At 43.1% G+C, this 26,649-nt stretch carries 18 protein-coding genes; 10 read left to right on the forward strand and 8 right to left on the reverse strand.

Annotated elements, in window-relative coordinates:
• Nucleotides 1-7 precede the first annotated feature (7 nt).
• The 5 genes from ABTV71_RS12415 (at nucleotide 8) to ABTV71_RS12435 (ending at nucleotide 7,305) form a co-directional block, all read left to right on the forward strand.
• Nucleotides 8-742, forward strand: a complete 735-nt coding sequence (locus ABTV71_RS12415; RefSeq protein WP_121124611.1) for a LytR/AlgR family response regulator transcription factor — start codon at nucleotides 8-10, stop codon at nucleotides 740-742.
• Between the two features lie 140 nt (nucleotides 743-882).
• Nucleotides 883-1,629 carry an ImuA family protein gene (locus tag ABTV71_RS12420; RefSeq protein ID WP_433903372.1) on the forward strand — a complete coding sequence of 249 codons (747 nt, stop codon included), beginning with the start codon at nucleotides 883-885 and terminating at the stop codon, nucleotides 1,627-1,629.
• Nucleotides 1,626-3,128 carry a Y-family DNA polymerase gene (locus tag ABTV71_RS12425; RefSeq protein ID WP_433903373.1) on the forward strand — a complete coding sequence of 501 codons (1,503 nt, stop codon included), beginning with the start codon at nucleotides 1,626-1,628 and terminating at the stop codon, nucleotides 3,126-3,128. The genes ABTV71_RS12420 and ABTV71_RS12425 overlap by 4 nt, the downstream gene beginning before the upstream one ends.
• Nucleotides 3,128-6,271: an error-prone DNA polymerase gene (locus ABTV71_RS12430; protein ID WP_433903374.1), complete on the forward strand. Its 3,144-nt coding sequence runs from the start codon at nucleotides 3,128-3,130 to the stop codon at nucleotides 6,269-6,271. Before ABTV71_RS12425 ends, ABTV71_RS12430 begins: the two co-directional genes overlap by 1 nt.
• Nucleotides 6,272-6,351: 80 nt before the next feature.
• Entirely contained in the window at nucleotides 6,352-7,305 is a 954-nt protein-coding gene (locus ABTV71_RS12435; protein ID WP_433903375.1) for a hypothetical protein, read from the forward strand.
• 18 nt (nucleotides 7,306-7,323) lie between these two features.
• Here ABTV71_RS12435 and ABTV71_RS12440 read toward each other — a convergent pair whose 3' ends face one another.
• Nucleotides 7,324-8,100, reverse strand: coding sequence for an AraC family transcriptional regulator (locus tag ABTV71_RS12440; protein WP_121124616.1), 777 nt, complete (start codon nucleotides 8,098-8,100; stop codon nucleotides 7,324-7,326).
• Nucleotides 8,101-8,289: 189 nt separating this feature from the next.
• Between ABTV71_RS12440 and ABTV71_RS12445 the strand changes: the two genes are divergently transcribed.
• Nucleotides 8,290-9,423 carry a 2-isopropylmalate synthase gene (locus ABTV71_RS12445; RefSeq protein WP_433903376.1) on the forward strand — a complete coding sequence of 378 codons (1,134 nt, stop codon included), beginning with the start codon at nucleotides 8,290-8,292 and terminating at the stop codon, nucleotides 9,421-9,423.
• Nucleotides 9,424-9,459: 36 nt separating this feature from the next.
• Here ABTV71_RS12445 and ABTV71_RS12450 read toward each other — a convergent pair whose 3' ends face one another.
• Nucleotides 9,460-10,908, reverse strand: a complete 1,449-nt coding sequence (locus ABTV71_RS12450) for an MFS transporter (RefSeq protein WP_433903377.1) — start codon at nucleotides 10,906-10,908, stop codon at nucleotides 9,460-9,462.
• Nucleotides 10,909-11,028: 120 nt separating this feature from the next.
• Between ABTV71_RS12450 and ABTV71_RS12455 the strand changes: the two genes are divergently transcribed.
• Nucleotides 11,029-11,361 carry a winged helix-turn-helix transcriptional regulator gene (locus tag ABTV71_RS12455; RefSeq protein WP_121124619.1) on the forward strand — a complete coding sequence of 111 codons (333 nt, stop codon included), beginning with the start codon at nucleotides 11,029-11,031 and terminating at the stop codon, nucleotides 11,359-11,361.
• A gap of 74 nt (nucleotides 11,362-11,435) precedes the next feature.
• Here the strand turns inward: ABTV71_RS12455 and ABTV71_RS12460 are convergent, their stop codons facing one another.
• Entirely contained in the window at nucleotides 11,436-12,362 is a 927-nt protein-coding gene (locus ABTV71_RS12460) for a DMT family transporter (RefSeq protein ID WP_433903378.1), read from the reverse strand.
• Between the two features lie 32 nt (nucleotides 12,363-12,394).
• Complete coding sequence (locus ABTV71_RS12465; RefSeq protein WP_121124621.1) at nucleotides 12,395-13,387, reverse strand: 2-hydroxyacid dehydrogenase; 993 nt, start codon at nucleotides 13,385-13,387, stop codon at nucleotides 12,395-12,397.
• A 169-nt stretch (nucleotides 13,388-13,556) separates the two neighbouring features.
• Here ABTV71_RS12465 and ABTV71_RS12470 point away from each other — a divergent pair, with 169 nt between their 5' ends.
• A complete protein-coding gene (locus tag ABTV71_RS12470) occupies nucleotides 13,557-14,624 on the forward strand; it encodes an NAD(P)H-dependent flavin oxidoreductase (protein WP_433903379.1) in 1,068 nt (355 codons plus the stop codon).
• A 155-nt stretch (nucleotides 14,625-14,779) separates the two neighbouring features.
• On the forward strand, nucleotides 14,780-15,496 hold the full coding sequence (locus ABTV71_RS12475; protein ID WP_121124623.1) for an MIP family channel protein: 717 nt from the start codon (nucleotides 14,780-14,782) through the stop codon (nucleotides 15,494-15,496).
• A 99-nt stretch (nucleotides 15,497-15,595) separates the two neighbouring features.
• On the opposite strand, the gene ABTV71_RS12480 is transcribed toward ABTV71_RS12475, so the two are convergent.
• The 4 genes from ABTV71_RS12480 to ABTV71_RS12495 all read right to left on the reverse strand — a co-directional run bounded on the left by ABTV71_RS12480 (nucleotide 15,596) and on the right by ABTV71_RS12495 (nucleotide 23,556).
• On the reverse strand, nucleotides 15,596-16,621 hold the full coding sequence (locus ABTV71_RS12480; RefSeq protein WP_121124624.1) for a threonine aldolase family protein: 1,026 nt from the start codon (nucleotides 16,619-16,621) through the stop codon (nucleotides 15,596-15,598).
• Between the two features lie 253 nt (nucleotides 16,622-16,874).
• Nucleotides 16,875-18,926, reverse strand: coding sequence for a family 16 glycosylhydrolase (locus ABTV71_RS12485; RefSeq protein WP_433903380.1), 2,052 nt, complete (start codon nucleotides 18,924-18,926; stop codon nucleotides 16,875-16,877).
• On the reverse strand, nucleotides 18,927-20,477 hold the full coding sequence (locus tag ABTV71_RS12490; RefSeq protein ID WP_121124627.1) for a RagB/SusD family nutrient uptake outer membrane protein: 1,551 nt from the start codon (nucleotides 20,475-20,477) through the stop codon (nucleotides 18,927-18,929).
• 25 nt (nucleotides 20,478-20,502) lie between these two features.
• Nucleotides 20,503-23,556, reverse strand: a complete 3,054-nt coding sequence (locus ABTV71_RS12495; protein ID WP_433903381.1) for a SusC/RagA family TonB-linked outer membrane protein — start codon at nucleotides 23,554-23,556, stop codon at nucleotides 20,503-20,505.
• Nucleotides 23,557-23,734: 178 nt separating this feature from the next.
• Between ABTV71_RS12495 and ABTV71_RS12500 the strand changes: the two genes are divergently transcribed.
• Entirely contained in the window at nucleotides 23,735-26,629 is a 2,895-nt protein-coding gene (locus tag ABTV71_RS12500) for a triple tyrosine motif-containing protein (protein ID WP_433903382.1), read from the forward strand.
• The last annotated feature ends 20 nt before the right edge of the window (nucleotides 26,630-26,649 follow it).

Raw genomic sequence — 26,649 nt, forward strand, 5'->3', positions numbered from 1 at the left:
TAATCTTATGAAAGTTTATATTCTTGAAGATGAGTATAATATATACTTATATATAAAGTCACTCCTGGATAGCATTCCTTATGTTCAGATCGTTGGCTATAGCCCTTCCATTGCTCAGGCTGAGCGGGAGTTACTGGCCTCTAATCCCGATTTGATTTTGGCGGATATTCAATTAAAAGATGGCTCGAGCCTGTCTTTTCTGTCCGAGCTGAAGTTGGATATCAATACGATTTTTATTACAGCGTTTAATCAATATGCCATTGAAGCACTGAATATTGGTGCCATTGCCTACTTATTGAAACCTTTGGTGCCTGAGCAATTTATAGAGGCAATTGAAAAATGCTATAAAAAGAATACGGAATACAGGTTTAATAGCATGCAGTTGAATATGGCCGAGAATTATTTGAAAGTACCAAATAAACCCAAAAGAATTGCGCTACGTACCTTTGAGTATACACAGATTGTGAATATCGACGATATTTTATACTGCCATGGCGACAAAGGTTATACCACATTTTACATCAAGGATAACAAACCTATGATGGTTTCTAAAGTACTTAAACACTTCGAAACCATGTTGCCTGACACCGAATTTATCCGCTGTCATCAATCCTACCTGATCAATGCAAACTATATCAAAAAATATTTTAAGGATGGTCAATTAGAAATGGCAGATGGCAAAATGATTCCGGTAGCGACCAGAAAGAAGGATGTTATCCAGCAGTTTCTGAGTGATTTCTGATGAAAATACATGTTTCTTTGGGAATGAAATGTGGGCTTATCCTGCTCTATAATATTTAAAAACTAAAAAAATATAGCAACTTTGTTTTAATACTAAGTATTTTAGTATTAAATTTGCTTAAATTTAAGACGGAGGTGGCTATGCAAACAAAAGAAAAACAAGCTTTAATCGGCCAATTGAAAAAAGACTTGCTGGTATGGCAAGGAATAAAGCAAAAATCAGCTGATGTACTTCCAATGGGCCTAGGCTCATTGGAGGAAGCTTTTCCCAACGGAATTTTTCCCAGAGGAGTGATTCATGAATTTGTTAGTTTTGATCGGGTAGGAGGCGCCGTTTCTTGTGGTTTTATAGCTGGTTTATTGGGTAAACTGATGCGGAATAGTGGCATTTGTATTTGGATAAGCGGCTTTCATACGTTATTTCCTACGGCCATTAAATCTTTTGGTGTTGATCCTGAAAAGGTCATTTTTGTTCGTATGGGTCGGGAAAAGGACCTGTTGTGGGCAATGGAAGAGGCACTGAAATGTGAGGGAATCACAGCGGTACTGGCGGAGATACATCAATTGGACTTTGTACAGTCGCGGCGTTTGCAACTGGCTGTTGAGAAAAGTGGTGTGACAGGGTTTATTCTGCAGCACAATCCGAAGCTTTTGGGAGCAACAGCCTGTGCTGCACGCTGGAAAATTAGTTCTCGACCTAGTCAACTGGAAGATGGACTACCGGGAATTGGCCATCCAAGCTGGGATATCGAATTACTTAAAGTGCGGAATGGAAATCCGGGGCGATGGCAGATGACATGGACTGCGGGCGGTTTTGAACCTGTTGCTAAAACAAGATCGCTTACGGAAGAATGGGAGCAATCTTATGCTAATCAGGGATTGGCATGAAAAAACGATTTGCCTCTTTATGGTTTCGCCATCTAAAAACAGATTGGATGACTGTTGGACAGCCTCAGCTCAAGGAAATCCCCTTTGTATTGGCAATTTCTACGCATGGCAAGCTGATCGCCAATGCCTGTAACGTCCTGGCTGAGCAGGAAGGTGTGTATCCAGGTCTAGCCATTGCGGATGCTAAGGCTTTTTTACCTTCCTTAAAAGTGGTCAATGAACGTCCGGGATTAACCGAAAAGTTGCTCTATAACATTGCGCATTGGTGTATCCGGTATACACCGCTTGTGGCGATAGATCTGCCCGAAGGAATTATTTTGGATATCAGTGGTTGTGCTCATCTTTGGGGGGGAGAAGAATCTTATTTACAGCATATCGTCTCGCGGTTTAAACACCATGGTTATGACGTACGTGTAGGTATTGCGGATACGATCGGCTCGGCTTGGGCAATCGCCCGATTTGGAAATGGAAATACCATTGTAGAGACGGATAAACAGTTTGATGCTATATTGAATTTACCCGCACAGGCACTACGGCTAGAGGCAACTGTGCTGCAACGCTTGCAAAGTCTTGGATTAAAAACAATCGGAAGTTTCGCGCGCATGCCACGCACAGCTCTGCGCAGACGTTTTGGAAAACATTTAGTACTCCGCCTGGATCAGGCCATCGGGGATGAGGATGAATTTATTGTTTCTATAAAACCTATTTTTCCTTACGAAGAACGTTTGCCCTGCCTGGAGCCCATTTGTACAGCCAATGGCATTGAACTTGCCCTGCAGCAGCTCTTAAACAACATCTGTAAACGTTTAACCGGGGAAGGCAAGGGGGTTCGGGAAGCGGTGTTACAATGCCATCGGGTGGACGGGAAAATAGAACAGATCAGCATCGGAACCAATCGGGCGACAGCATACCAACAGCATTTATTTCAGTTATTTGCCCTGAAAATCCCACAGATAGAACCTGCATTGGGCATTGAACTATTTATATTGGAAATCCCCAAAGTTGAAGAAGCAGACCCTGTTCAGGAGAAGTTATGGAGCCATCGTATCGGACTGGACAATCCTGTTGTAACCGAATTATTGGACCGTCTAAAAAGCAGAGATCCCGCCTGTGAAATTTCACGCTATTTGCCTTCGGCACATTATTGGCCTGAACGGTCCATGAAAATGGCCAGTTCAGCACAGGAAGTACCTACTGTTGACTGGCAAATTGACAGACCTCGTCCCACCCGCTTACTGAGTATCCCCGAACCGATTATGGTCACAGCGCCTATTCCGGATTATCCACCCCTGTTATTTCGGTACAAGGGGGAAGTCCATACGGTTAAGAAGGCAGATGGGCCCGAGCGTATAGAGCGGGAATGGTGGATAGATAAGGGGGAGCATCGTGATTACTATGCTGTTGAGGATGAGAAAGGCCGACGATTTTGGCTCTATCGCTCGGGGCATTACGATGACCGTGCGCCCAATCAATGGTTTTTACATGGTTTTTTTGCATAATGAGGGGATATTGTGAATTACAGGTGACCAGCAATTTTAGCTTTCTGGAAGGAGCTTCCCATCCGGAAGAGCTGATGGAACGTGCTGCACAATTAGGATATCGCAAAATTGCGGTGACTGACCGGAATAGTTTTGCAGGGATTGTTCGTGCCCATAGCGCCGCTAAAAAACATGGGATTACTCTTATCCCGGCCTGTCGTCTGGACCTGCAGGATGGTCCAAGTTTATTGGCTTATCCAACGGATAAGGAAGCTTATGGACGACTGTCGTCTTTATTGACCGTAGGTAATCTGCGCGCCGAAAAAGGCAAATGCTCGCTTTATAGATCCGATGTGTATCAGTATCAAGAAGGAATCAAATTTATTATCTGCCCCCCTGACAGATTAACAGCCAGATTTGAGCTTGAAGCGGAATTTGCCACATTTGCAACAGAATACAGGCAGCAATTGGGGACAGCTTTGTATTTAGGAGTCAAACGGCTCTATCGTGGTGACGATGCAAAGCTTTTATTCCGCATGCAGCAGCTGGGCGAAAATCTTGCTATCCCCCTTGTTGCCTTGGGGGATGTACATTATCATATTCCAGAGCGGCGGGAGTTACAGGATGTTTTGACCTGTATCCGGGAGAAATGTACGATCCAGACCGCCGGATTTAAATTGTATCCAAACGCCGAACGTTATCTGAAACCTATAGCAGAGATGGAACGTCTGTTTAGGCCATACCCCGATGCCATCGCCAGGACAATGGAAATAGCCACAGCATGCTGTTTCTCGCTGGACGATTTAAAATATGTGTATCCGGATGAATTGTCATCCAATGGACGTACTGCACAGGAAGAACTGGCCTATTTGACCTGGAAGGGGGCGAAGAGCAGATTTGGTGACCAGATCCCCGCGACCATCTTTGACACCATCCAGATGGAACTTGATTTTATCGAACGGAAAAATTATGCTTCATATTTTCTGACCGTATATGACTATGTACGTTTTGCCAAGGAAAGAGGTATTTTGTGCCAAGGACGCGGTTCGGCTGCCAATTCTACCATTTGTTATTGTCTGGGTATTACCTCGGTCAACCCCGCTGAGTTTAGGTTGCTCTTTGCGCGATTTATGTCTGATGCCCGGGATGAACCACCGGATATAGATGTTGATTTTGAACATGAACGCCGTGAAGAGGTGATTCAGTATATCTATGAAAAATATGGGCGCAACCGTGCGGCTATTGTGGCCACGGTGACGCAGGTACGGGCTAAAGGGGCTGTTCGCGATGTTGGAAAAGCGATGGGGCTATCCATGGACACCGTTGGCCGCCTGGCGGGTGTGGTAAGCAGTCATTGGGATAATGACATTGATCTGGAACGTTTAGTGGAACAGGGATTTAATCCCGAAGATCCGCACTTACGTAAAGTGCTTGAACTGACCCATCAATATATTGGGTTTCCAAGACAATTGGGGCAGCATACCGGCGGCTTTGTCATTACACAGGGCAATCTTCATGAACTCTGTCCGCTGGTCAATGCCCGCATGGATAACCGGACCAACCTGGAGTGGAACAAAGATGATCTGGAGGCACTGGGTTTCCTGAAAGTGGATGTATTGGCATTGGGGATGCTGACTTGTATCCGAAAGGCTTTTGATCTTGCCAAAAGACATTATGGACTGGATCTGACTTTGGCAGGCATTGGTGCTAAACATGACTCGAAGGTGTATGATATGATCTGTCATGCCGATACGCTTGGGGTATTTCAGATCGAGAGCCGGGCGCAGATGTCCATGTTGCCACGACTAAAACCAACGAAATTTTATGATCTTGTCATTGAGGTGGCCATCGTACGTCCGGGACCGATACAGGGGGACATGGTACATCCTTATCTGCGCCGGCGTAACGAGGAAGAGGAGGTGGACTATCCTAAAGAAGAAATTAAGGCGATTCTGGAAAAAACCTTGGGTGTCCCACTTTTTCAGGAACAGGCTATGGAGATTGCAATTGTTGCGGCCGGATTCACCCCCGCTGAAGCAGATGAATTGCGCCGTAGCATGGCAACCTTTAAGGCAAAAGGGCAAGTGTCGTTTTTCAGGCAAAAGATGATAGACGGTATGGTGAAGAAAGGTTATACGGAAGAGTTCGCCGTGCGCGTCTTTCGGCAGCTGGAAGGATTCGGTAGCTATGGATTTCCGGAAAGCCATGCGGCCTCTTTTGCACTGCTGGTCTATGTTTCTTCATGGATAAAATACCATTATCCCGATATTTTTTCGGCTTCTCTGCTCAATAGCCAGCCGATGGGATTCTATCAGCCGGCACAGATCGTTATTGATGCCGGGCGGCATGGTGTGAAAATACTCCCCATAGATATTAACCATTCCCTTTGGGATAACACCTTGGAAGGTGATATGGGCAAACAGCATGCCCTGCGCTTAGGACTTCGTCAGATTAAAGGTTTTTCGGAAGAAGAGGCCATGGTGTTGACCGAAGGGCGTAAACAGGGGTATTCGTCGATCACGGCAATGATGGAAGCTGGAATATCCCAGTCGGGACTGGAGCGCTTAGCTGAAGCAGATGCCTTCCGTTCGCTTGGCATCGACCGTAGACAGGCACTGTGGGAAATCACAGCTTTGGGTGATCGCCCCATTGGGATATTTGAAGGGAAACCTTCAGCATCAACTGCTGAAGGGCAGATTGAACTACCTTTGTTGCGTCCCAGTCAACATGTCGTAGCGGATTATGCAAGGACCGGGCTGTCTATCAAAGCACATCCGGTTAGTTTCCTACGTGACAAATTAGATCTGCTCCATGTGGTTCCAACTGAAAAATTAGGGCTAATTAAAAATAATATGCCTGTTAAAGTATGTGGATTGATTACCGTACGACAGCGCCCAGGGACTTCCAAAGGTGTGCTATTTGTGACCATCGAAGATGATACCGGCTTTGCAAATGTCGTCATCTGGAGTAAGGTATTTGAAAAATACCGAAAAGAGATCCTCCGGGCGAAATTATTTATGGTCGCTGGGAAAGTGCAGGTTGAAGGTGAAGTGATCCATATTATTGCCGAACGTTGCTTTGATATGTCCGGTTTATTGACAAATCTGGCAGAAGAAGATGACCGCGTAACACATGTTTTTTATAAAGGGCGAAATTTTCATTGATCTTCCATTTATTAATCTCATTTTTGAAATGCGTAAAGCAGGTACGACAGCTGAACGAACTGAAAAGAACATAAAATTATATGAAAAAAAATATTCTCGTTAATAAAATTGAAATCGAAAAAGAAATTATCATCGATTTGATCAAACAGAATAATCGCGACGGAGCCATTGACCTGATCGCCAACCGTGCAAATGTAAAATTTAAAACGGCCCGTGATATTGTTCAAATGTTTGACGAAGGCGATATAGATCTTTTCGATGGCAAAGACTTGTTTTTAGTTGATTACGACGAGGTGTCCAATAGTGAAGCTTCAGCTGGGGGAGCACCTGAACCGTCTTCTTTTTTGGAAGTAGAACGGGACAAAAGCAAGGGGACGGGGAGTAAGAAAGGCTTAATAATAGGTTTAGCTGTACTTGCCTTAGGTTTTGTTTTTTTACGCTATGTTATTGGTTTTAACCATATCGGGCATCATTTGTCGGAACTGGGACAGGTGTTTGACAAAAATAATGGGGGGGAAACGGCACTGGATGCTGATACCGCAGACCGAAAAGTCCCTTTGGACTCCGGCGTCACCAGGGTAGCTGATGCGGAGGACTTCCGGCCTATCGATACCAATCTTCTTACTCCCGAATTCAAATCGGCAGAGATGGCAAGGATTAAAAAAGCTCAATTTGATAAACTTATCCCCGCAAAGAAGTCTCCCACAGATGAAGATGCACAATTGGCTTTAATTTACCTTACCAATAAGCGATTGACAGAAGTGATCATTCAGCAAAAGTTGAATATCAAAATTGGCCAATGCTATGAAAACCTCAATAAAGAAGGCAACAAAGATTGTGTAAGCTGCATGATATTACTCTATAATCGGGAAAAGAAACATTGGCAGGAAGCTCCTGATGGGGAGAATTTCCTGGACAATGCCTATGATTTTTATCTTCCTGAGGGGGGGGATACATGGGGCGCCAAGTCTTTAAGTATGCACATTCCTTATGACTACGCCCTGTTTAAAAAATACGAACCAAAAGATCAATGAGTCTTAACACGATGGATATCAGAGTTTGGCACGATACTGTTGCGGCGAAATGCCAAAGTACTCTTTAAATAGATTTGAAAAATTGGAAACACTGTCATAGCCAATTGCATAGACAATCTGAGCGATCTGTAGGTCTTTGTTTTCCAGGAGATGCAGTGCTTTCAGTAACCGATGTTGTTTTATAAATTGGAATATGGTCATCTGCAGTTCTTCTTTAAACTGTCTAAACAGCGATCGCTCGGAAATATTAAACTTTTGGGCAAGTTGAGTAATGGATAATTTATTGGTGAGATTCTCCAGGATAAATGTACAGATAGCCATCATTATATCACTTTGCGCTGCGCTAATTTGTAATTGAAAAGGTTTGGCCAATAATAATGGAAGCATAGATTTAAATGCCTCAATGCTTGTTCGTGTCATTGAATCATTTATATTTAGGTTCCAATGCTGTTCACCGAAACGTAAAAAATGATCCAATAATTCCTGTGGGGGATATACCGTCAATCTATCATTAAAATGCACCATATCCAGAAAAATAGTTTTTAGTACCATACGGGGAGATCGGGAAACTAGTTTATGAGGGACTTGCGCCGGAATAAATACATAAAAATTATTTGGCACACATACGCTATTTCCTTCTGTATAAACAAACAGCGTTCCATTTGTTGGGCTCAGGAGCTGTACCTGTTCATGGAAATGCATTTCAGTGTTAAATTGACCATACTCACGCAACTCAATTGTTCCATCTCGGAAGGTCGTAGCACAGGGAAAAACTGATATTGCTGATTTTGGCATTATTCAATACTATTTGTTTTATTTTCAAATATAGAAAATCTTATCGTTCCATTAGATTTGGGTCGTAGAAACAAGTCTAAATGAAATGATCATGAGCCCGAAATCAGCCTAAAGGTAGAATTTGCAGCTGCCGAAAGGAATCAGTGGTTCACAAAAGCATCCTTTCAGACAACATAAATTGTATAATTGATGAAGCAAGTAAAGATTTTTGACACCACACTACGTGATGGTGAACAAGGGCCAGGTTGCCAACTGTCGTTAAGAAGTAAACTGGAAATAGCCGAGAAGCTGGATGCTATGGGGGTAGATGTGATCGAAGCCGGATTTCCAATCAGTTCACCGGGTGATTTTAAGGCGGTGACAGAAATATGTCGAATCGTGAAAAATGCAACAATCTGTGCTTTGGCCCGGGCGCAGAAGAAAGATATTGATGCCGCATCTGAAGCCCTGCGGGGAGCTAAGATCGCACGTATACAGCTTGGTATCGGTTCATCCGATATCCATATCAAACATAAATTCAATAGCAGTCGGGAAGCTATTTTACAGCAGGCATTTGATATGGTCGCTTATGCGTCTGGCCTATGTGATGAGGTGCAATTTTTTGCAGAGGATGCGGGGAGAGCGAAGGACGATTTTTTGGTACAGATGACAGATACAGTCGTTGAAGCAGGTGCAAAAGTTGTCAACCTACCGGATACGAATGGATTTTGTACCCCTTTTGAATATTTCGAAAAGATATCTTATGTCAACAAGAACAGGAAATATAAAGAAAAAGCCATCTTATCTGTTCATTGCCACAATGACTTGGGTATGGCAACGGCCAATAGTATAGCGGGATTAATGGCTGGCGCAGAACAGGTGGAGGGAACGATTAACGGCGTGGGGGAACGTGCGGGAAATGCCGCTATGGAAGAAATCATATTGACACTCCTTATCAAAGAAAGGCTGGGATTAAAAAGTGGAGTTGATCCCAAATATATTGTTGAGCTCAGTGCTATGGTGGCCAGCGCCATGTCCAATCCCATTCAGGCCAATAAGGCCATTGTCGGTAAAAACGCCTTTGCTCATTCTTCGGGTATCCATCAGGATGGTGTGTTAAAAGACCGGAGGAATTACGAAATTATTGACCCTCAAATTATTGGAGGGACGCTCCCTGCGTTGGTACTCTCCGCCAGAAGCGGGCGGGCTGCCTTAAAGGATCGCCTTAATGCATTGGAATTAACCTATCTCCCTGAAGATTTTGAAGATATATATACCAAATTTTTGCTGATTGCGGATCAGCAACCTTATGTCGAAGATCGGGATTTGAGAAGACTAATGTAGTCTTCTCATCTTTACTCCAATATTTCATTGGCATTATTATACTTCACAGTCATACTTTTGCTGAGCGCTAATACAGTTACCCTTCTTTTTCCCAATTGCTGGTAAGCAGATAATACAACAGGCCACCAATAGCAATAATAAGATGGATACTGTAGTAGCAGAGCCGTAAGCTGTATTGATATTGTTCAGCCTGAAAAATGGATTCCCATTTTCATGTAGGAACAGGCCAACAACAAAAGCAATGCCGAGACAAATGGACAGTTGTTGTACGGTAAGATAGATCGCGGATCCTACGCCGATCAATTCTTTGCTGACATCTTTTAAGGCTAACGTCATCAGGGATGGTAGTACGCTACCACAGCCAAGCCCATAAAAGAAAAAGAGCAGATGAAGCTGATCGCTTGCGACACTTACTTTATTGAGGACAAGTAAATGAAGAAACAGGCTCATAACCATTACTCCCAATCCGGTGAGTACAACGGTTTTGCCATGACGTTGAATAAACCGGCTGACTATCAGGCTGGCAACAACGTAACCTATCCCCTGATAGACGAAAGCGATGCCTGTCATTGTTGCCGTGTAACTTTTGTCATGCTGTAGATAATTGGAGTTGATAATGAAATAAGCATCCTGGACCATGTAATAGGCTAATGCCGCAATCAGTCCCAGATTGAAAACCCTGTTGTCGAAAAGGACAAAGTTAAAAAGCGATTTTTGTCCCGTTTTGTATAGTTCCTTCTGCTTCTTTAGGAATAACAGCGTAAAGATAAGCGCAGCTGCCAGCAATAATATCGACCAGATCGGCCAATGCAACTCAGGCCCCATGACCAAAGGAGATATTAGGCCCATCAAGAGTACAAATAAGCTCAGCATCGGTATAAACGAAATCGTGGATGTAGGGTTTGGCTGGTCTCTGGGAACACAACAGTAAGCGGCGATACAGGCGAGGATACCTATTGGAATATTAATTAGGAAAATAAGGCGCCAGCTTTCATGGATCCAGGACTGATCGGGAAGTAGTCCCCCGAGCAGTTGTCCGATCACGGAGGCAATGCCTGCGATGCTACCATATATCCCCAAGGCCATAGCTCGCTTAGAGGCGTCTTCAAAAAGCAGCGTGATCAGCGCGATACCCTGTGGTACCATCATGCCTGAACTTATCCCTTGCAGTAATCTGCCCATCAGCAGAAGGTAGATATTGCTTGACAGCCCACATATAACCGAAGCAAAAGTAAAACCGGCCATACCCATGACGTATAATTTCTTTTTGCCAAAATAGTCTCCGGCATTGCCCGCATTGATCAGCAGGCTGGCGTAGCCGATAATATATAAGATAATGATCCACTGGGTTGCACTATTGCTCAGATCCAGGGACTGCTGTATGGTCGGTAGGGAAACATTGATAATAAATAGATCGATGACAAACAAAAAGATGCCAATGGATAGGATAAAAATGTGAAGCAAATCTTTAATTCGAAAGCGCATATAGCCAAAGTTTTTGATAATTTTATAGTCAAAAGTAGTTTGGATATTTTTTATAGTCAAGTAGTTATAAATGATGTACTTAGTATGGTTTTATGAACTAATGGTCAGTATGAGGTGATTATGGATGAAAAAAAAAATGAATTTTTTGGAAGTTGTTGTGATGTCAATGGCATTTTCAAGATCATTGGCGGAAAATGGAAGGTTTTACTTATCAAAGCCATTGCAAAAGAATGCCCTAAACGGTTCGGGGAATTGCGAAGGGAGATGGATGATATGGCACAGACCACATTAACCGTACAATTGCGTGAACTGGAGCGCGATGGTATCCTTTGCCGCCAGACTTATGCAGAATCACCACCGCGTGTAGAATATAAGCTGAGCGAAATGGGCAAGACTTTGTTGCCGATTATTGAGCAGCTGGATGAATGGTGGTTACACTATAAAAAGAGATAATTTAGAATGCGGATATAAGAATCAACAGTCAACAGAATGGGCTGTTGGTTTCGCTGTAACGCTTCTTTCATGATTTATATGACTTGCAGGGATTGCTTTTTATCTTTTGCCGTTCCGAGTAAAATAATTGTCAATATGATACATGCTGTACCCATCCAATCTGTAAAGGCGAATGGGGTGTTAAGCCATAATACCGCCAGCAATGCCGCAGATAGGGGTTCAGCGGAGGCAAGGAGGCTGGTCTTTTGTCCACCGATTAATTTCACGGCTGTGAGATAGGCATAAAAGGGAATTAGCGTTCCAAAAATAACGATAAACGACGTATAAGCATAGGTCTGCATATCCCAGACACCGGCTACGTCCCAGGGAGCTCTGACAAAACAAAATGCAACTCCGCCGATAAGCATGCCCCAGCCGATGACAATGGTTGACTTGTACCTACTTAGGAGATCAACAGGCTGTAAGGTATAGAAGGCAAGTGTTACTGCAGACACCAAACCAAAGAATAGGGCGATTCCAGAGATCGAAAGCGTGCCCATTTTACCATGAGTGACCAATAGAAAGGTGCCTAACACGGCCAGTATAATTGCCAGGCATGTCTTGCCGTTTGGAAATTTTCGCTCTTTCAATGCAATATAAATAGCGATCATGACTGGGCCGGTATATTGCATGACCGTTGCCGTAGCAGCATTGGAATAGTTGATCGCAGCAAAATATGAATATTGAACGGCGAGCACGCCGACAATACTAAATAAGAGCAGATCAATAGCATCTTTACGCTTGCGCCAGATAGACCATAGGTCGCTGCGATTGTTTATTCCCGCAAGAATTAAAAGAAAGCCGCCGGTTATCAACATTCTTATAGTAATAAGCCATTCAACATTGACGCCTCGTTGCTGAAAAAGAAATTGACCAAAAGTTCCGGAAACACCCCAAAGTATGGCAGCACTAACAGCCAATAAAAAGCCTTTCAAAACTTTATTGCTATCTGTATTGTTCATCTTAAACGTTAACGATCTTTTCGGATACAGTGCTATAATGTTACTTCATTGTCTGTCGTTCCGGTGGACAGGATGTCAGCAATACTCTTTAATGTCCGTTGAGAAATTTGGGTGAGTGCTTCCGTGGTGAAAAAAGCCTGATGTGCCGTTACTAAAACATTTGGAAAACTCATTAATAACTGGATGGTGTCATCTTCTATAATGGTTGAGGAGAGATCTTTGAAAAATAGTTTCTCTTCCTGTTCATACACATCAATTCCCAATAATCCTATTTTATGCTCTTTCAATGCACTAATAGCATCATTTGTATGAATAAGATTGCCCCGGCTTGTATTGATGATGGTCACCCCGTCCTTCATTTTTGCCAGTGATTCTTTATTGATGAGGTAATGGTTATCTGGTGTAAGCGGACAATGCAATGAGATGATATCGGAGTCCTTAAATAGCTGATCAAGACTTGTATACTGAACACCAGCATTAATCAGATTTTGATCAGGATACAGATCATAGGCAATGATCTCCGCACCGAATCCCAGGGCAATCCGAATAAATGCTTTCCCAATTTTACCTGTTCCGATAACTCCGATCTTCTTCTGATGGATATTGAAGCCCAACAAGCCATTTAAGGAAAAGTTTTGCTCACGGACACGGTTATAAGCTTTGTGGGTTTTTCGGTTGAGTGTCAATAACATGGCCATCGTATGTTCGGCAACAGCTTCTGGAGAATAGGCTGGTACACGACAGACCTGAATACCGAATTCTTTCGCGGCCACCAAATCGACATTATTGAAACCTGCACATCGCAGGGCAATCAACTTTATGCCTTTCTGCGCAAGGACTTCGATGACTTGTCGATTCAATTTGTCATTGACAAAAACACAGACAACCTCTTCGTTTTCAATTGCATTGACGATATGAGGGCCAAGATGGGTTTCATAAAAACTGAATTGAAAACCGTAGGTCTCGTTTTCCCGTTCAAAAAAGACTTTATCGTAAGGTTTGGTTGAGAAGAAAGCTATTTTCATAAAATTGTATTTCCTATGTAAATATACGGTATTAATTTTTTATCCGGTTTAAATTCTATCGAATTAATGGGGCTATTTCTTATAAAATGCCCGATAAAAGCGCTAAATTAGTTTTGGAATCACCATTAAGTTATCCGATTTAACTCTTGAACATAAAAATCGCTTCATCATGAACTGGTCTACTCAAATTACAGCGCTATTAGGCACAGCATATCCGATTGTACAGGCACCTATGTTTGGGGTGACGACGCCTGAGATGGTTGTGGCAGCTTCAGCAACCGGCGCACTAGGTACATTGGCACTGGGAGACTTGCCTTACGAAAAATGTATCGCTGCCATTGCAGCAACAAAAAAGTTGACCGCACTGCCATTTGCCGTTAATATCTTTGTTAATAGCATACCCGAGGTATCCGAAAATCTAAGATCTCACTACAATAAAGTTAGTTCATTTGTAGCGACACTGGCTCATCAGTATGGATTGGAGGTGGAGTTGCCAAAGTTTGAGGACATTCATCTGACGGATTATCGGGAACAGCTTGCTGCCATTATAGCAAGCGAGTGTAAAATCGTTAGTTTTACTTTCGGCAATCTGGATGACTGGAGCATAGCTTTATTAAAGGAAAATAATACAATTCTTATCGGTACCTGTACCTCGGTTGCTGAAGCGCAGATCCTGGAGGCAGCAGGTATTGATATTATTTGTGTACAGGGCCTGGAAGCTGGAGGACACCGTGGAAGTTTCCAGGCGACCGCCATTCCGCGGATTGGCGGACTTTCTTTGTTGTCGCAAGTATATGATCATGTTAACAAACCATTGATTTATGCCGGCGGGATATATAATGCCCGAACGTTGCTTGCCGCAAAGCAATTGGGGGCGGCAGGTTATCAAGTTGGCAGTTTATTGCTTAAATCCAGGGAAAGTGCGTTACTTGATTTTGAGAAACAACATTTAAGTCAGGTGAAAGAATCAGATATTGTATTGACCCGGAGTTTTTCTGGAAGGTTTACTAGGGCAATTACGAACACTTTCATTAAAACTGTGGAGGGAACGGACTATATTTTACCTTATCCTTATCAAAATAAATTAACCAATGCCTTAAGAAGGGCGGCAAAGGCAAAAGGAAATACAGATTTCGTCGGTATTTGGGTTGGGCAATCTATTCATTCCTATCGGGAAGGTTCGACCGGAGATATCCTTCAGGAGCTCATTCGGGAGGTTGAAGAAGCGACAGGCTAAATAATGCGATAAACCAATATGCTATATAACTAAAAATACAAAGCTGCCGCAGTTTCCTAGGTATGTAGATATTGTTCTACAATAATTTATTCCTTATTCTTTTTTTATATAGAAAATGATTACATTAGAGTTAACTAAGTTATAAACAGATTCATATGGAAATTAAAACATCTTCAAAATTTGTAGCCGAACTAATTGGAACATTTGGTTTGGTACTATTTGGTTGTGGCGCAGCCGCTATTGCTGGTGCCAATACCATGGGAGGACTTTCGGGGCTAGGCCTCTTGGGTATTGCAGTGGCATTTGGTCTATCGGTCGTGGTCTTTGCTTATGCCATTGGCGGAATTTCAGGCTGTCACATTAATCCGGCTGTGACGGTAGGTGTACTATTGGCTGGAAGAATGTCTGCTAAGGATGCAATCGTTTACATTATTGCACAATTTATCGGCGCACTTTTGGGGGCATTTGTGTTGCAACAGATTTTAAGCGGTCAATTAGGAGGTTTTACAGCTGGCGAATGGGCGTATGGATCTAATGGATGGGGGAAAGGTTACCAAAATGAATATGGTACTGCTTCGGCCTTTCTGATTGAAGCCGTTTTAACTTTTCTCTTTCTTTTTGTCATACTGGCAACAACATCAAAGGTAGGAAACGGTACGATGGCGGGCTTAGCCATTGGATTTACTTTGCTGTTAATCCATTTAGTAGCCATACCGGTTACAGGTACTTCGGTTAATCCTGCCCGTTCATTCGGCCCGGCAATTCTTGCAGGCGGCAATGCATTATCGCAATTGTGGTTATTTATTGTTGCACCATTGGTGGGTGCTGCGGTTGCTGCAGGCGTGTGGAGAGCCCTGGAACCTAAAGATTAATCTTCATAAAAGCAAAAAAAACGCGCAGAGAAATAAGTCTTGCGCGTTTTTTTATGTATATTAAATTCGTATCTCAATTCGAATTTTAGTCCTATGTTCTTATACCTCCTGTAAATCCTTGATAAAGGCCGTGACTTTTTCCTCATCGGTTGCCCAGGAAGTGATGAGTCGGATGGCGGCATAATCCGCATCGATATTTTTCCAAATATAGAATTGATAATCCGCGCTCAAGCGTTCAATAATTTTTTTGGGAAGAATTGGGAACAGCTGATTTGTGGTGGACTGCGTTAGGAAAGTATAGCCTTTTTCTCGGACCGCCGTGGCAATACGCATTGCCAGTGTATTTGCTTTCCGTGCCAGATCGAAATACAGATCATCTTTAAAGAGTTCTAAAAACTGAATGGAAAGAATACGTCCTTTGGCTAACATGGCACCTTTTTGCTTGATCGCATAATCAAAATCGGTCGCCAATTCGGGTTTATTAAAGATAATGGCTTCACCTAAAAGCGCACCGTTTTTAGTGCCGCCAATATAAAAGACATCGGTATACTGGCTGATTGTTGCAAGCGTTAAGTCGTTATTTTCTGCTGTAAGTGCATGTCCCAACCGTGCCCCGTCCATATAAAGTAACAGCTGATGGGATTGACAAAATTTATACAGAGTTTTGATTTCGTCCTTGCTGTAAATTGTGCCAATCTCTGTTGAATTAGAAATATAGACGATGCGTGGCTTGACCACATGGGGAGCAAGTGCATAAACAGCTAAAACTTCAGCGACATCCTCGGGCCTTAATTTCCCATCTATTGTTTCAGTCGTAATCACTTTGTGCCCCGTGGCCTCGATGGCACCAGTTTCATTTGCCGCAATATGTCCTGTTTTTGCACTTATTACGGCCTCATGGACACGCAGGAGAAATGAGATAACCAACAAGTTCGTTTGGGTGCCTCCTGATACGAAATGGATTGTTGCGGCTTGATTACTCAATTTTTCTTTTAAAACTGCTTTTGCCTCTTGTGCGTACTCGTCCTCTCCATATCCAAGTTGTTGTACCAGATTGGTTGCAATGAGTTTGTCCAAAATGCGGGGATGGGCTCCTTCCGAATAGTCGTTTTTAAAATTGTACATAGTAAGTGTTTTAGCTCAGGAATCCTTTTAATATTTAGTAACAGCTATGGTTCTTTTTTCTGACCTAGTTTCAAAAATGGATGCAGAAAAGCTGATCGCCGTTTGTGCATTCAAAAGTATAAATACTTCTTACTTTTTTCTGCTTTTGAACAAAAAAATATCATGGAAGAAATCATTGCTAAAGCCAAAACCGCCTGCCGAGGTGATCCGACAAGCGGTTTGGGTTTTAAAGGGGGAGCGGCCAAATGAAATTTTATTCCAATAAATTATAAACACGAACATAATCAACTTCAAATGTTGCCGGAAATATTGTGTCGTCTATACCTTCTTTACCACCCCAGTTTCCACCGATAGCCAAATTGATTAACCAATGGAAATTCTGGTCAAAGGGCCACTCTTTAAAACTCTTGTTTTCATTGTCAACGTGGAAAATCTCCTGTTCATCAACAAAGCCCTTGATGTAGGCTGGAGTCCAGTCGACACGATATTCATGAAACCTGTCGGAAACGCCGGATACCTTTTTTTTACTTGTTTTCTGTGTGTTAATGCCATGATTGTACGCTTGGGTGTGTGTAGAAATATGAACCACATCCTGATCGTGCCCAACATGTTCAAGTATATCTATTTCCCCCGAATTGGGCCAGTCACCATATTTCCGATTGGTAGGAAGCAGCCAGATAGCGGGCCAGGTGCCACGGCCTCGCGGTAGTTTTGCCCGGACCTCAAATCTGCCGTAAGTAAAATCCCCCTTATTCTTACTGGTCAGCCTTGCGGAGGTATAGGATTTACCGCCTTTATTTTCCTTTTTCGCTGTAATCTTCAGGACGCCATCCTGCACCAGGGAATTTGATCGTGAAGCTTCCATATAATATTGCAATTCATTATTTCCCCAGCCGTCATAGAGGGAACCGATATCGTAAGACCATTTGCTTTTATCCGGTAAGCCCGAGTAATTAAATTCATCGGACCATACCGGTACCGGTGAGAAATGATAGGCTCTGCCGCTGGTCTTATTTAAAGTTGATCTCACATAAAAGGGGATATTTGCCGTCGCAACATTGTTATTTCCATCATTTGCATATACAAATAACCGATAAGCACCTTCTTTGGAAGGAGCAGTTAATGTACCTTTGTCATCCGTACTATTTTTGATAAATCCGGTTAGCGCCTGTGGCCGTTCTTCACGGTCACCACCTTCTTTAAGGTCAGTGCTCTCCTGTAGAAGTTCCCAGCGTATCCTTAATTTATCCCCGTCGGGATCCCGTACAAAGACTTCCATGGGATAGGTTTTACCAGACTCAAGATAGATGAAATCTTTTGCCTGCCTGTTGTCCAACAAAAAGGAGTCCAGCTGTGGAGCCCGATTTTCTGGCCATTTCCCCGACCAGAGGTAATGCATTACATCGACAACCTCATTTTCTTCGCCAGCTTCGGTAAACAGTCCATACCAAGTTGGTGTACGTTCCTGCTTCTGTCCCCACAGAAAGACATAAGATCCCAGACAGTTTTTGTCCTGACCGATGGAGGCTTCGTATCGGCTTTTGTAAACTGCTGCTTTCTCGTGGCTGGTCTCTTCAATCGATGCTCCCCAAGGTGTTTGGAGGCATTCCCAATGGCCGGTAGGCCCCCATTCTGTCACGATATAGGGCTTGTTCCAGCCTGTTTTTCTCAATTGTTCAGGAACGGAGGCAAGTCCGCCGTATACTTGCACGGCAATAAGGTCCAATGCCGGACATTTGCTTTTGACATAATCAATTTCCTTTTGATTTATACCGGCGAGCATTGTGGTGACCAGGTGATTGGGATCTAATTCATGGATCATATTGGCAATGGCATTGACAGCATCCCAGACCTTGGGATTACTGTAATGCAGGTTGAGTTCATTGCCGATCCCCCAAGCCAATAGGGCCGGATGATCTTTGTATTTCAGGATCACTGTACGCAGGTATTCTTTTTGTTTTGCAACAGCCACCGGGTCATTGTAATCGAAACCATGCCGTTCTGTTTTCACGTCGAGACCCAGGGTTACCGTAAGTCCCAGCTGTTGTGCTTTATTCAGGATTTCATCTGCTTGGTAAGGGCTCCATGTGCGTATGGAGTTGCCTCCATACGCTTTTAATTGTTCCATATTGCTTGTTCCACCCGCTCCTTTGATGAAGTAGGGCTGGCCGTTGCGCATGATTGTAAAGCCACCGCCTACCTTAGTAATTGTTGTTTTAACGGGTTTTCCCTGCTGTCCCCATCCGAAGGGAAGGAAGAGAAGGTTGAGCAATAGAAAAGCGAGTAGTCTTCCTGCGGTCATCATTTATCGAAAGTTAGGATTTGCATCTATTTGAGTTTGTGGTATAGGGAGGAACTCACTTACACCGGGGGTGAATTTTGCACCGAATACTTCTTTTGCCCGTCCTGTACGGACCAGGTCGTTGAAACGCTCGCCCCACCATTCACAGGCAAATTCGGCGCGGCGTTCGTCCAAAATCTGGTTTAAAGTGACATTTGTAATTGCAGTTAGTTTGGCACGTTCGCGGATCAGACGAAAAGGCTCATCACCATTCAGTCCCTTTCTGACTTTGGCCTCTGCATTCAATAAAAGTACATCCGCATAACGTAATATACGCACATTATTGTTCGCTCCATATTCCATTCGGCCTGCCGTCATCTGTGATTTTGGAAGATAGGCCTTGCCGTTGAAATATTTGACACCGAAAGGATTCCCATAGACAACATCGCCGCTTGGTGTTGTTGCCGTAGTTGCCGGGTTGCCGTTGATACCGCAGTATAAGATTGTGGTTTTTAGCCGTTCGGTTTCGCCTCTATTGGTCAAGAAATCAACGATATTCTGTGAAGGTGGGACCCAGCCAGCACCAGAAATAGGACTTCCTTTTTGATCACCTGAAGGACCTTGCCACTTGAAAAACGTTCCCCAATCAACACCGGGACGAACAATATCCCCGGTTCCTAATCCAAAATCGGAGTATTGCAGTTCAAAGATAGATTCGTTGGACAGTTTTCCCGGGATTTTAAAAAGTTCATAGAAGTTGGGGTATAAGGAAAATTTGCCACTTGCGATAATTTTGTTTGTAGCATCGAGGACCTCGTTCCAATAGGTACTACCGTTGTCATTTCCAGCCAAATCCGCAGCGGCTTTCGCTTTTAAAAGAAGTGCGGAATATCGTGTTACTGCTCCAACGTGCTTGGACTGATTAGGACGGGCATCTTCAAGATCCTCCGAACAGGCATTCATTTCATCCAGGATAAATTGGCGGACTTCGGTGGCTGTGCTTTTATTGATTGTAGCCAGGCGACCAATATTATCACTGTCAATTAAAATAGGTACATTTCCAAACAGGCGTGATGCCATGAGGTGTGCATAGGCCCTTAGAAACCTGACTTCGGCTTTGTATTGTTTATTGAGTTTTATATCGGCTGTATTTGATGCAGGGATTTTCGCCGCGAAATTATCCAGTTCGATCAATGCATTGTTTGCAGCAATAACGAGGCTGTAATAACTGATCCAAGATTGATTTAAACCCCAATACGATTGAATCGTGACATCATTTTGAAAATTTTTGATCCCCATTAATTCGGGGTTGTCATTTGGATTTGGTGCGGCCTGTTGGTAGTCGTCATCGCGCATGCAACGAATGGAGAGGTCAATCCAGTGTACCAGATTATCGTCTGAGGCCGAACGATATACACCGGAAACAGGCCCATACATCAAAGCCGTGTTGCTGTAATCGATCTCCTCAGAACGCTGCTGGTTTTCTAAGGGTTTGTCCAAAAATTTACTACAGCTCGATTGGCTAAAAGAAAGGCCTAAGCAGCTTGCAATCAGGATATATTTAAAAGTTTTCATGCAGTTTAAATTAAGGGGTTAATAGTTAGAACGATACTTTGACACCTAGACTATATGTAGAGGCGATCGGATACACATTGGCATCGAATCCCATTCCGGATATTTCAGGCGTAAATCCATTGTATTTGGTGAACATAAAAGGTCGGTCAGCTGTTGCGAAAACACGAACTGGTATTTTGTTCAGATCAAAGTTGTAGCCCAATTGTATGTTCTGTATCCGTAGGTAAGCTCCACTTTCAACAAAAAATGAACTGGCTTGAAGATTCCAGGGGGCAACGGAACCTTTTGCGGAAGGATGTGTATTACTGCTTCCCTCTCCAGTCCATAGGTTTTCAATGAATGCGGCATCTGCGTTCATCTGATTGTACTTCCGACGCATCGCACGATTAAGATTATGGATCTTGTTGCCGGCTACACCTTGAAAAGCAACACTTAAATCAAATTTTTTGTAATCAAATGCAATATTAAATCCATAGGCAATAGTTGGAAGGTAGTTGCCCAGGTTGACGCGATCTTTCTCATCGAGTTCGCCATTGTTGTTTTGATCTTTATACTGAAGATATCCTGGTAAAATTGGTGTGTTTGGATTTTGTTGGTTGTATTTTTTCGCAATGGGATCGGCATCAATCTGAGCCTGGTTTTGGTAGACCCCTGCGACTTCATAACCATAATAGAAATTGATGGGCTGATTAAGTTCGATACGTGCTGGGAATTCGGCAGACCATTCCGGATAACCGTTCATGATATTTTCCAGTCCGCCAAGGTTTTTGACCCGATTTTTTAGGGTGGTCAGGTTTCCGCCTAGTGCATATCCGAAGTCACCGACTTTGTCTTTCCATTGCAAAGCGATCTCCCAGCCACTGTTTGTTACACTTCCCCAGTTACCATAGACACGATCCCAGGAAAAGGGGATAGGTCGACTAAATGCAAGGTCATGTGTCGTGCGGTGGTAATAATCTACAGAGCCTGTCAAACGATTGTTCAATAAAGCGAAATCCAGACCGCCATCCCATTCTTCAACAACTTCCCAGCGGACTTGAGTGAAAAAACGGCCGACACGGTATCCGGGGACCCGGATACCATTTGTTGCTCCCTCGCTGCCAAATATACCAGAGTAGTTGTTGCCAGAATAGACTGTTGCATATCCTGCATTGGGCTGGATACCGTCGTTCCCCAATTTACCCCAACTTCCACGAAGCTTTAACTGATTGAAAAGCTTTTGGTTTTCCATAAACTTTTCGCGTGTCATCACCCAGCCCAGACCAACTGATGGAAAATAACCCCATTTCGTTTGGTATTTTGAACTTCCGTCCGCGCGGAATGTCGCAGTTAGTAAATACTTGTTGTCATAATCATAAGTACCTCTGGTAAAGTATGATATCCCTGCATTCCGAGATCCTTTTTCGCCATAACCAGTAGCTGAACCAGTGCCTTGGGCATCTACGCCGACATACCAAAATTCCTCGGATGCAGGTACATCATTGGCTTGGACCCAGGTTTCGCGCCAGCGTTCCTCACGTGAAGACTGGCCTAATAGCAGGGACCAGTGATGCTTGCCAGCCTGATCTTTATACGTTAGGAGGTTATCCAAAATATAATTGGTATTACGTGCCTGTGCTGACCGTAAAAAGGAGCGATCATTGCGCTGGTCATTGTCAATATAATAGACCGGATTATAATTTATATTGTGTGTGGACTGATACCGTTGACTGAGCTGCGAACGAAAAGTGATCTTATCCTTCCACAATGTAGCTTCTAGATAGATGGTAGGCAGGATCTGGAAACCCTTTGTTTGGTTCGTATTGTAAAAGGCTGTTGCAATGGGATTGTTGTACCAAAAACCAGATTGCATGCCGATTGCAGTACTCGAGCCAAATTTCTCTGGTTTGGCAAGTTCAAGGGTAGGATCATAGACCGGATAGAGTGGAGAGGCGAAATAAGCTTGTCTAAAAGCAGCATTATTCGGCGAGTAGGTTTTGAAGTTATTGAAATGCGCACTAAAACCCGCCTTTAACCAGTCTGTTACTTTGGCATCCGCCTGCATGCGGATATTGTATTTTTGGTTCATATTGCTGGCATCCATAATTCCATCCTGTTTGACGTAATTAAGGCCCATGGAATAGGTGATTTTATCGGATCCACCCATGATGTCGAGATTATGGTTGGTGATGAGGGCTTTGGAGCGCAGGAGCTCGTTGAACCAATCGGTGTCCATCGCTGGGTTGGTCTCGGTCCCGCCAAATTTTTGCACCGAACTTTTTACGAAGGCTTCATTACCAATGGCTTTCGCATAGGCTGCATATTGCTGTGCATTGGCCATTTTGAGGACATTTGTCGGTGTTTGGAAACCAGCGAAACCATTATATGTAATTTTTGATTTCATATTTAGGCTTCCTTTTTTTGTGGTTACCAAAATGACACCGTTTGCGGCACGTACCCCATAAATTGCGGCACCGGAAGCGTCCTTTAAAACAGAGATGTCAGCGATATCATTTGGATTCAGGAAGTCAATATTGTCCATGAACATTCCATCCACAACATACAGCGGACTTTCATTATTAAAAGAACCCACCCCACGGACACGAACCGAGGGTGATGAGCCCGGTGCTCCCGAACTTACGATTTGCACGCCCGCAACTGTACCTTGTAGCGCATCCATTGGATTGGAAACGGTACGTTTGACCATTTCTTCCATATTTACTGTACCAATGGGGGCGGTTAGGTCGCCCTTGCGTTGGGTACCATAACCCACGATAACCACTTCATCGAGATTGAAATCTCCTTTTTGTTTGAGTTGAATAGTTAAAGTAGTTCCGTTTACGGGTACTTTTTTCGTTTCATATCCCAGTGATGAGATAATGACATAGTTGAAGTTGGAGGGAATGTCGAGTGTAAAGTCCCCGTTTTCATTGCTACTTGTGCCTATTTTGGAATTTCCCTGTACAACGATACTGGCGACAACAGGATTGCCCTGCTCGTTTGTAATCCGTCCACTGATTGTTCTGCTCTGTGCACTTACCATATTTGTTAGGCAGGAGAACAGCACAGTACCGGCAATAATACTGATATTATTTTTCATGTGTAATGAATTGAAATTTAGGAATTGTTTATAATTATCAAGAGTCAAAATTAGCCTTACAGATATGATTAATGAATTTTAAGGGTACTACAACACTACTTCATGTTGGGTTTTTCGGCTATAATTCAATATATTTGGGGTACGTCAAGTTTACGTCAGCCAATTGAAGGGAATTATTATGAAGTGTTTTGCCATCCTTTTTTTTATACTATTTTCTGCTTTTTCTAATGCGTTATTTGCTCAGGATTTGCTTGGCATGCCTTTGGTCTACAATTATAGTAAATCCGTGTACCAGGGTGGGAGCCGCACTTGGGATATCAAACAAGATAGTCATGGCATCATGTACTTTGGTAACAGCGAAGGGCTGCTGACCTTTGACGGACGATACTGGAAAACATTTTCCCTGCCCAATCACACCAATATTCGCTCGGTCTGGATTGATGCCGACGATCGAATTTATGTTGGGGGACAAGGTGACTTTGGGTATTTTGAACGCTCGTCGCAATCGGGTTTAGTCTATCGGTCATTGCAGGATTTAGTTCCCGAAAAATACAGGAACTTTGCAGACATCTGGAATACGGTGGGTGTAGGGCAATCGGTCTTTTTTAGGGCTACCAATGTGATATTTGAATTAAAAGGACAAAAGATTCAAGTACACCCGGCGGCTGTGGAATGGTATTATATGGGGCAATCAGCGGGGATGCTCTATGCTCAGGATAAGAAGAATGGCTTGCTGGAGTTTCGTGATAATAAATGGACTCCCTATTTAAAAGACTTGCCTTTTAAGGATGTGAAAATCGCATCATTGATGCCTTTTGGCAAAGATCGCATGTTGTTGTCAACCTTAAATAACGAAACATATGCGTTATTAAACATGAAATTGACACGATTGAATGCACAAGATGGCGATGGTAGTTACACACCGTCTTTAGCGAAAATCGATGACTCAACCTTTGTTGTCGGCAATGCAAAAGAAGGTTGCCACATACGCAACTTAGCTGGAAATACAATACAACGGATCGGTGTCCGGGAAGGTCTCCAAAATAAGAATGTCACCGCCGTCTTCGTAGATCGACAAAAGAACATATGGATCGGTACGGATAATGTGATTTCTGTAATAAGTTATGGAAGTGCAATTCGGTATCTTAGACCCAATATGGAAAATGACGTGACCGGATATTCCTCCCTAATCTTTAATCATACACTTTATCTCTCGTCCTCAAATGGTGTATATTATGCGGGGATAAAAAGTGGTCTGATAGATCAGAGCCGTTCACCAGCCGTATTTTCCCTTCTTCAGGGTAGTGACGGTGGAGAAGCCTGGCGTCTTGAACAGCTCAATGGTCAATTGCTACTTGGGCACAATAAAGGGTTGTTTCAGATCCGGGGGCACTCCATCCAACCATTAAGCCGGGGGATAGGAACATGGAAATTGCTTCCGCTAAATATGGTATATCCGATTGGAGAGAGCTTAGTCGGAACCTATCAGGGATTGGAGCTATTGCATTTTCATAATGGCATTTTCTCTTCAAGAGGCTCGCTCAATGGTCCCTCGGATTCTTTTCGGTTTCTGGAACAGGACGAACATGGAACAATATGGGCTTCTCATCCCTACAGAGGGATCTATCGCATAACGCTTTCACAGGACAAAAAGTCATATCAAGCTCAACTCTACACCCGAAAGCATGGACTCCCAGCGGATTATCAAAACTATGTGTTTAAAATAAAAAATCAGGTAGTCTTTGCGACCGAAAAAGGGCTTTACAATTATGACTATAGTAGGCAGCGATTTGTGCCAAGCAAGCAATTTGCTGCCTTTAAAGATCTGACCATACGCTATCTCAGAGATGACCAAGATGGGAATGTCTGGTTTTGCACAAAAAAAACGGTCGGTTTGGGGCAATTTGATTCAAAACAGGGAACTTATCATCTGATTAATTTTCCAGAAATAGAAGGCATGAATACATCCGGCTTTGAGCATATCTATAGTTTTGATCGAAATAATATCTATGTAGGAGCGGAGAAAGGAGCACTTCATATCAATTATGATAAATATTTGAAACAAAGTGTAAAACCTGTCGCTATACTGTCGCGAATTGTGGCAACAGGGAAGGGCGATAGCCTTATTTTTGGCGGTTTTTTTTCAAATGCTTCAAAACGGCAACAGGCGTCTGTTGGGGATGGTATCCTACAGTTACCTGCTGTTTTCAATTCTTTCCGATTTAGCTTTTCCTCCCCAAGTTACGGTATACATCAACATATCGAGTTTAGTTATAAACTTTCGGGGTATGACGAGAGTTGGTCTTCCTGGACCCAGCAGTCGGAAAAGTCATACACCAATTTGCAGAATGGCGAATATACATTCTTGGTAAAAGTAAGGAACAATCTTAACCAGGAATCCAGCGTGGAGGAATATAGCTTTATCGTCTTGCCGCCTTGGTATAAGTCGCTATGGGCAAAAATCGGTTATTTTCTGCTTGCTAGCCTTGCTGTATTGGGATTGATTCGTGTGCGAAAAATTGAACAGAATAAACAACAATTGAAACATGAAAAGCAACTGGCTCAACTGCGCTATATCCATCAACTGGAAATTGAAAAAAACGAAAAGGAGATCGTGAAGTTGAATAACGAGAAACTGGCCAATGAGGTCATGACCAAAACAAAAGAACTGGCAAGTACGAGTATGCAGCTACTTGAAAACTCGGGTGCATTGATTAAAGTAAGGGATGAACTGGCTAAGTTGGATACAGGTGAAGATGAAACCTCCAATTTGAAACGTATCAATAATCTACTAAAAGACATCGAAAAGAACAGCGCCAACTGGAATCAGTTTGCCAGTCATTTTGACGAGCTCAATGATGGTTTTTTGAATAAGTTGAAGCTGAGACATCCGGGGTTATCTCGTAATGATCTTAAGGTGTGTGCCTATTTGAAACTTCATTTTACTTCCAAACAGATTGCACAGCTGCAGAATATTACCGTTAGGGGAGTTGAAATCCACCGGTATAGATTGCGTAAGAAATTGCAGATTGAAACAGAGCTGTCATTAAACGACTACCTGAATGCGATTTAAGAAAATTAGACGGGTAAAAT

Origin of the sequence: Sphingobacterium puteale, assembly GCF_050986225.1 — a bacterium.
Lineage (GTDB): Bacteria > Bacteroidota > Bacteroidia > Sphingobacteriales > Sphingobacteriaceae > Sphingobacterium > Sphingobacterium puteale.

Excerpts from the sequence above, each read along its gene's own strand:
- ABTV71_RS12470 (WP_433903379.1), top strand. The coding sequence starts at position 13,557 with ATGAACTGGTCTACTCAAATTACAGCGCTATTAGGCACAGCATATCCG.
- ABTV71_RS12420 (WP_433903372.1), top strand. The coding sequence starts at position 883 with ATGCAAACAAAAGAAAAACAAGCTTTAATCGGCCAATTGAAAAAAGAC.
- ABTV71_RS12450 (WP_433903377.1), bottom strand. The coding sequence starts at position 10,908 with ATGCGCTTTCGAATTAAAGATTTGCTTCACATTTTTATCCTATCCATT.
- ABTV71_RS12415 (WP_121124611.1), top strand. The coding sequence starts at position 8 with ATGAAAGTTTATATTCTTGAAGATGAGTATAATATATACTTATATATA.
- ABTV71_RS12435 (WP_433903375.1), top strand. The coding sequence starts at position 6,352 with ATGAAAAAAAATATTCTCGTTAATAAAATTGAAATCGAAAAAGAAATT.
- ABTV71_RS12485 (WP_433903380.1), bottom strand. The coding sequence starts at position 18,926 with ATGATGACCGCAGGAAGACTACTCGCTTTTCTATTGCTCAACCTTCTC.
- ABTV71_RS12490 (WP_121124627.1), bottom strand. The coding sequence starts at position 20,477 with ATGAAAACTTTTAAATATATCCTGATTGCAAGCTGCTTAGGCCTTTCT.
- ABTV71_RS12455 (WP_121124619.1), top strand. The coding sequence starts at position 11,029 with ATGGATGAAAAAAAAAATGAATTTTTTGGAAGTTGTTGTGATGTCAAT.
- ABTV71_RS12440 (WP_121124616.1), bottom strand. The coding sequence starts at position 8,100 with ATGCCAAAATCAGCAATATCAGTTTTTCCCTGTGCTACGACCTTCCGA.
- ABTV71_RS12465 (WP_121124621.1), bottom strand. The coding sequence starts at position 13,387 with ATGAAAATAGCTTTCTTCTCAACCAAACCTTACGATAAAGTCTTTTTT.
- ABTV71_RS12495 (WP_433903381.1), bottom strand. The coding sequence starts at position 23,556 with ATGAAAAATAATATCAGTATTATTGCCGGTACTGTGCTGTTCTCCTGC.
- ABTV71_RS12460 (WP_433903378.1), bottom strand. The coding sequence starts at position 12,362 with ATGAACAATACAGATAGCAATAAAGTTTTGAAAGGCTTTTTATTGGCT.
- ABTV71_RS12425 (WP_433903373.1), top strand. The coding sequence starts at position 1,626 with ATGAAAAAACGATTTGCCTCTTTATGGTTTCGCCATCTAAAAACAGAT.
- ABTV71_RS12480 (WP_121124624.1), bottom strand. The coding sequence starts at position 16,621 with ATGTACAATTTTAAAAACGACTATTCGGAAGGAGCCCATCCCCGCATT.
- ABTV71_RS12430 (WP_433903374.1), top strand. The coding sequence starts at position 3,128 with ATGAGGGGATATTGTGAATTACAGGTGACCAGCAATTTTAGCTTTCTG.
- ABTV71_RS12500 (WP_433903382.1), top strand. The coding sequence starts at position 23,735 with ATGAAGTGTTTTGCCATCCTTTTTTTTATACTATTTTCTGCTTTTTCT.
- ABTV71_RS12475 (WP_121124623.1), top strand. The coding sequence starts at position 14,780 with ATGGAAATTAAAACATCTTCAAAATTTGTAGCCGAACTAATTGGAACA.
- ABTV71_RS12445 (WP_433903376.1), top strand. The coding sequence starts at position 8,290 with ATGAAGCAAGTAAAGATTTTTGACACCACACTACGTGATGGTGAACAA.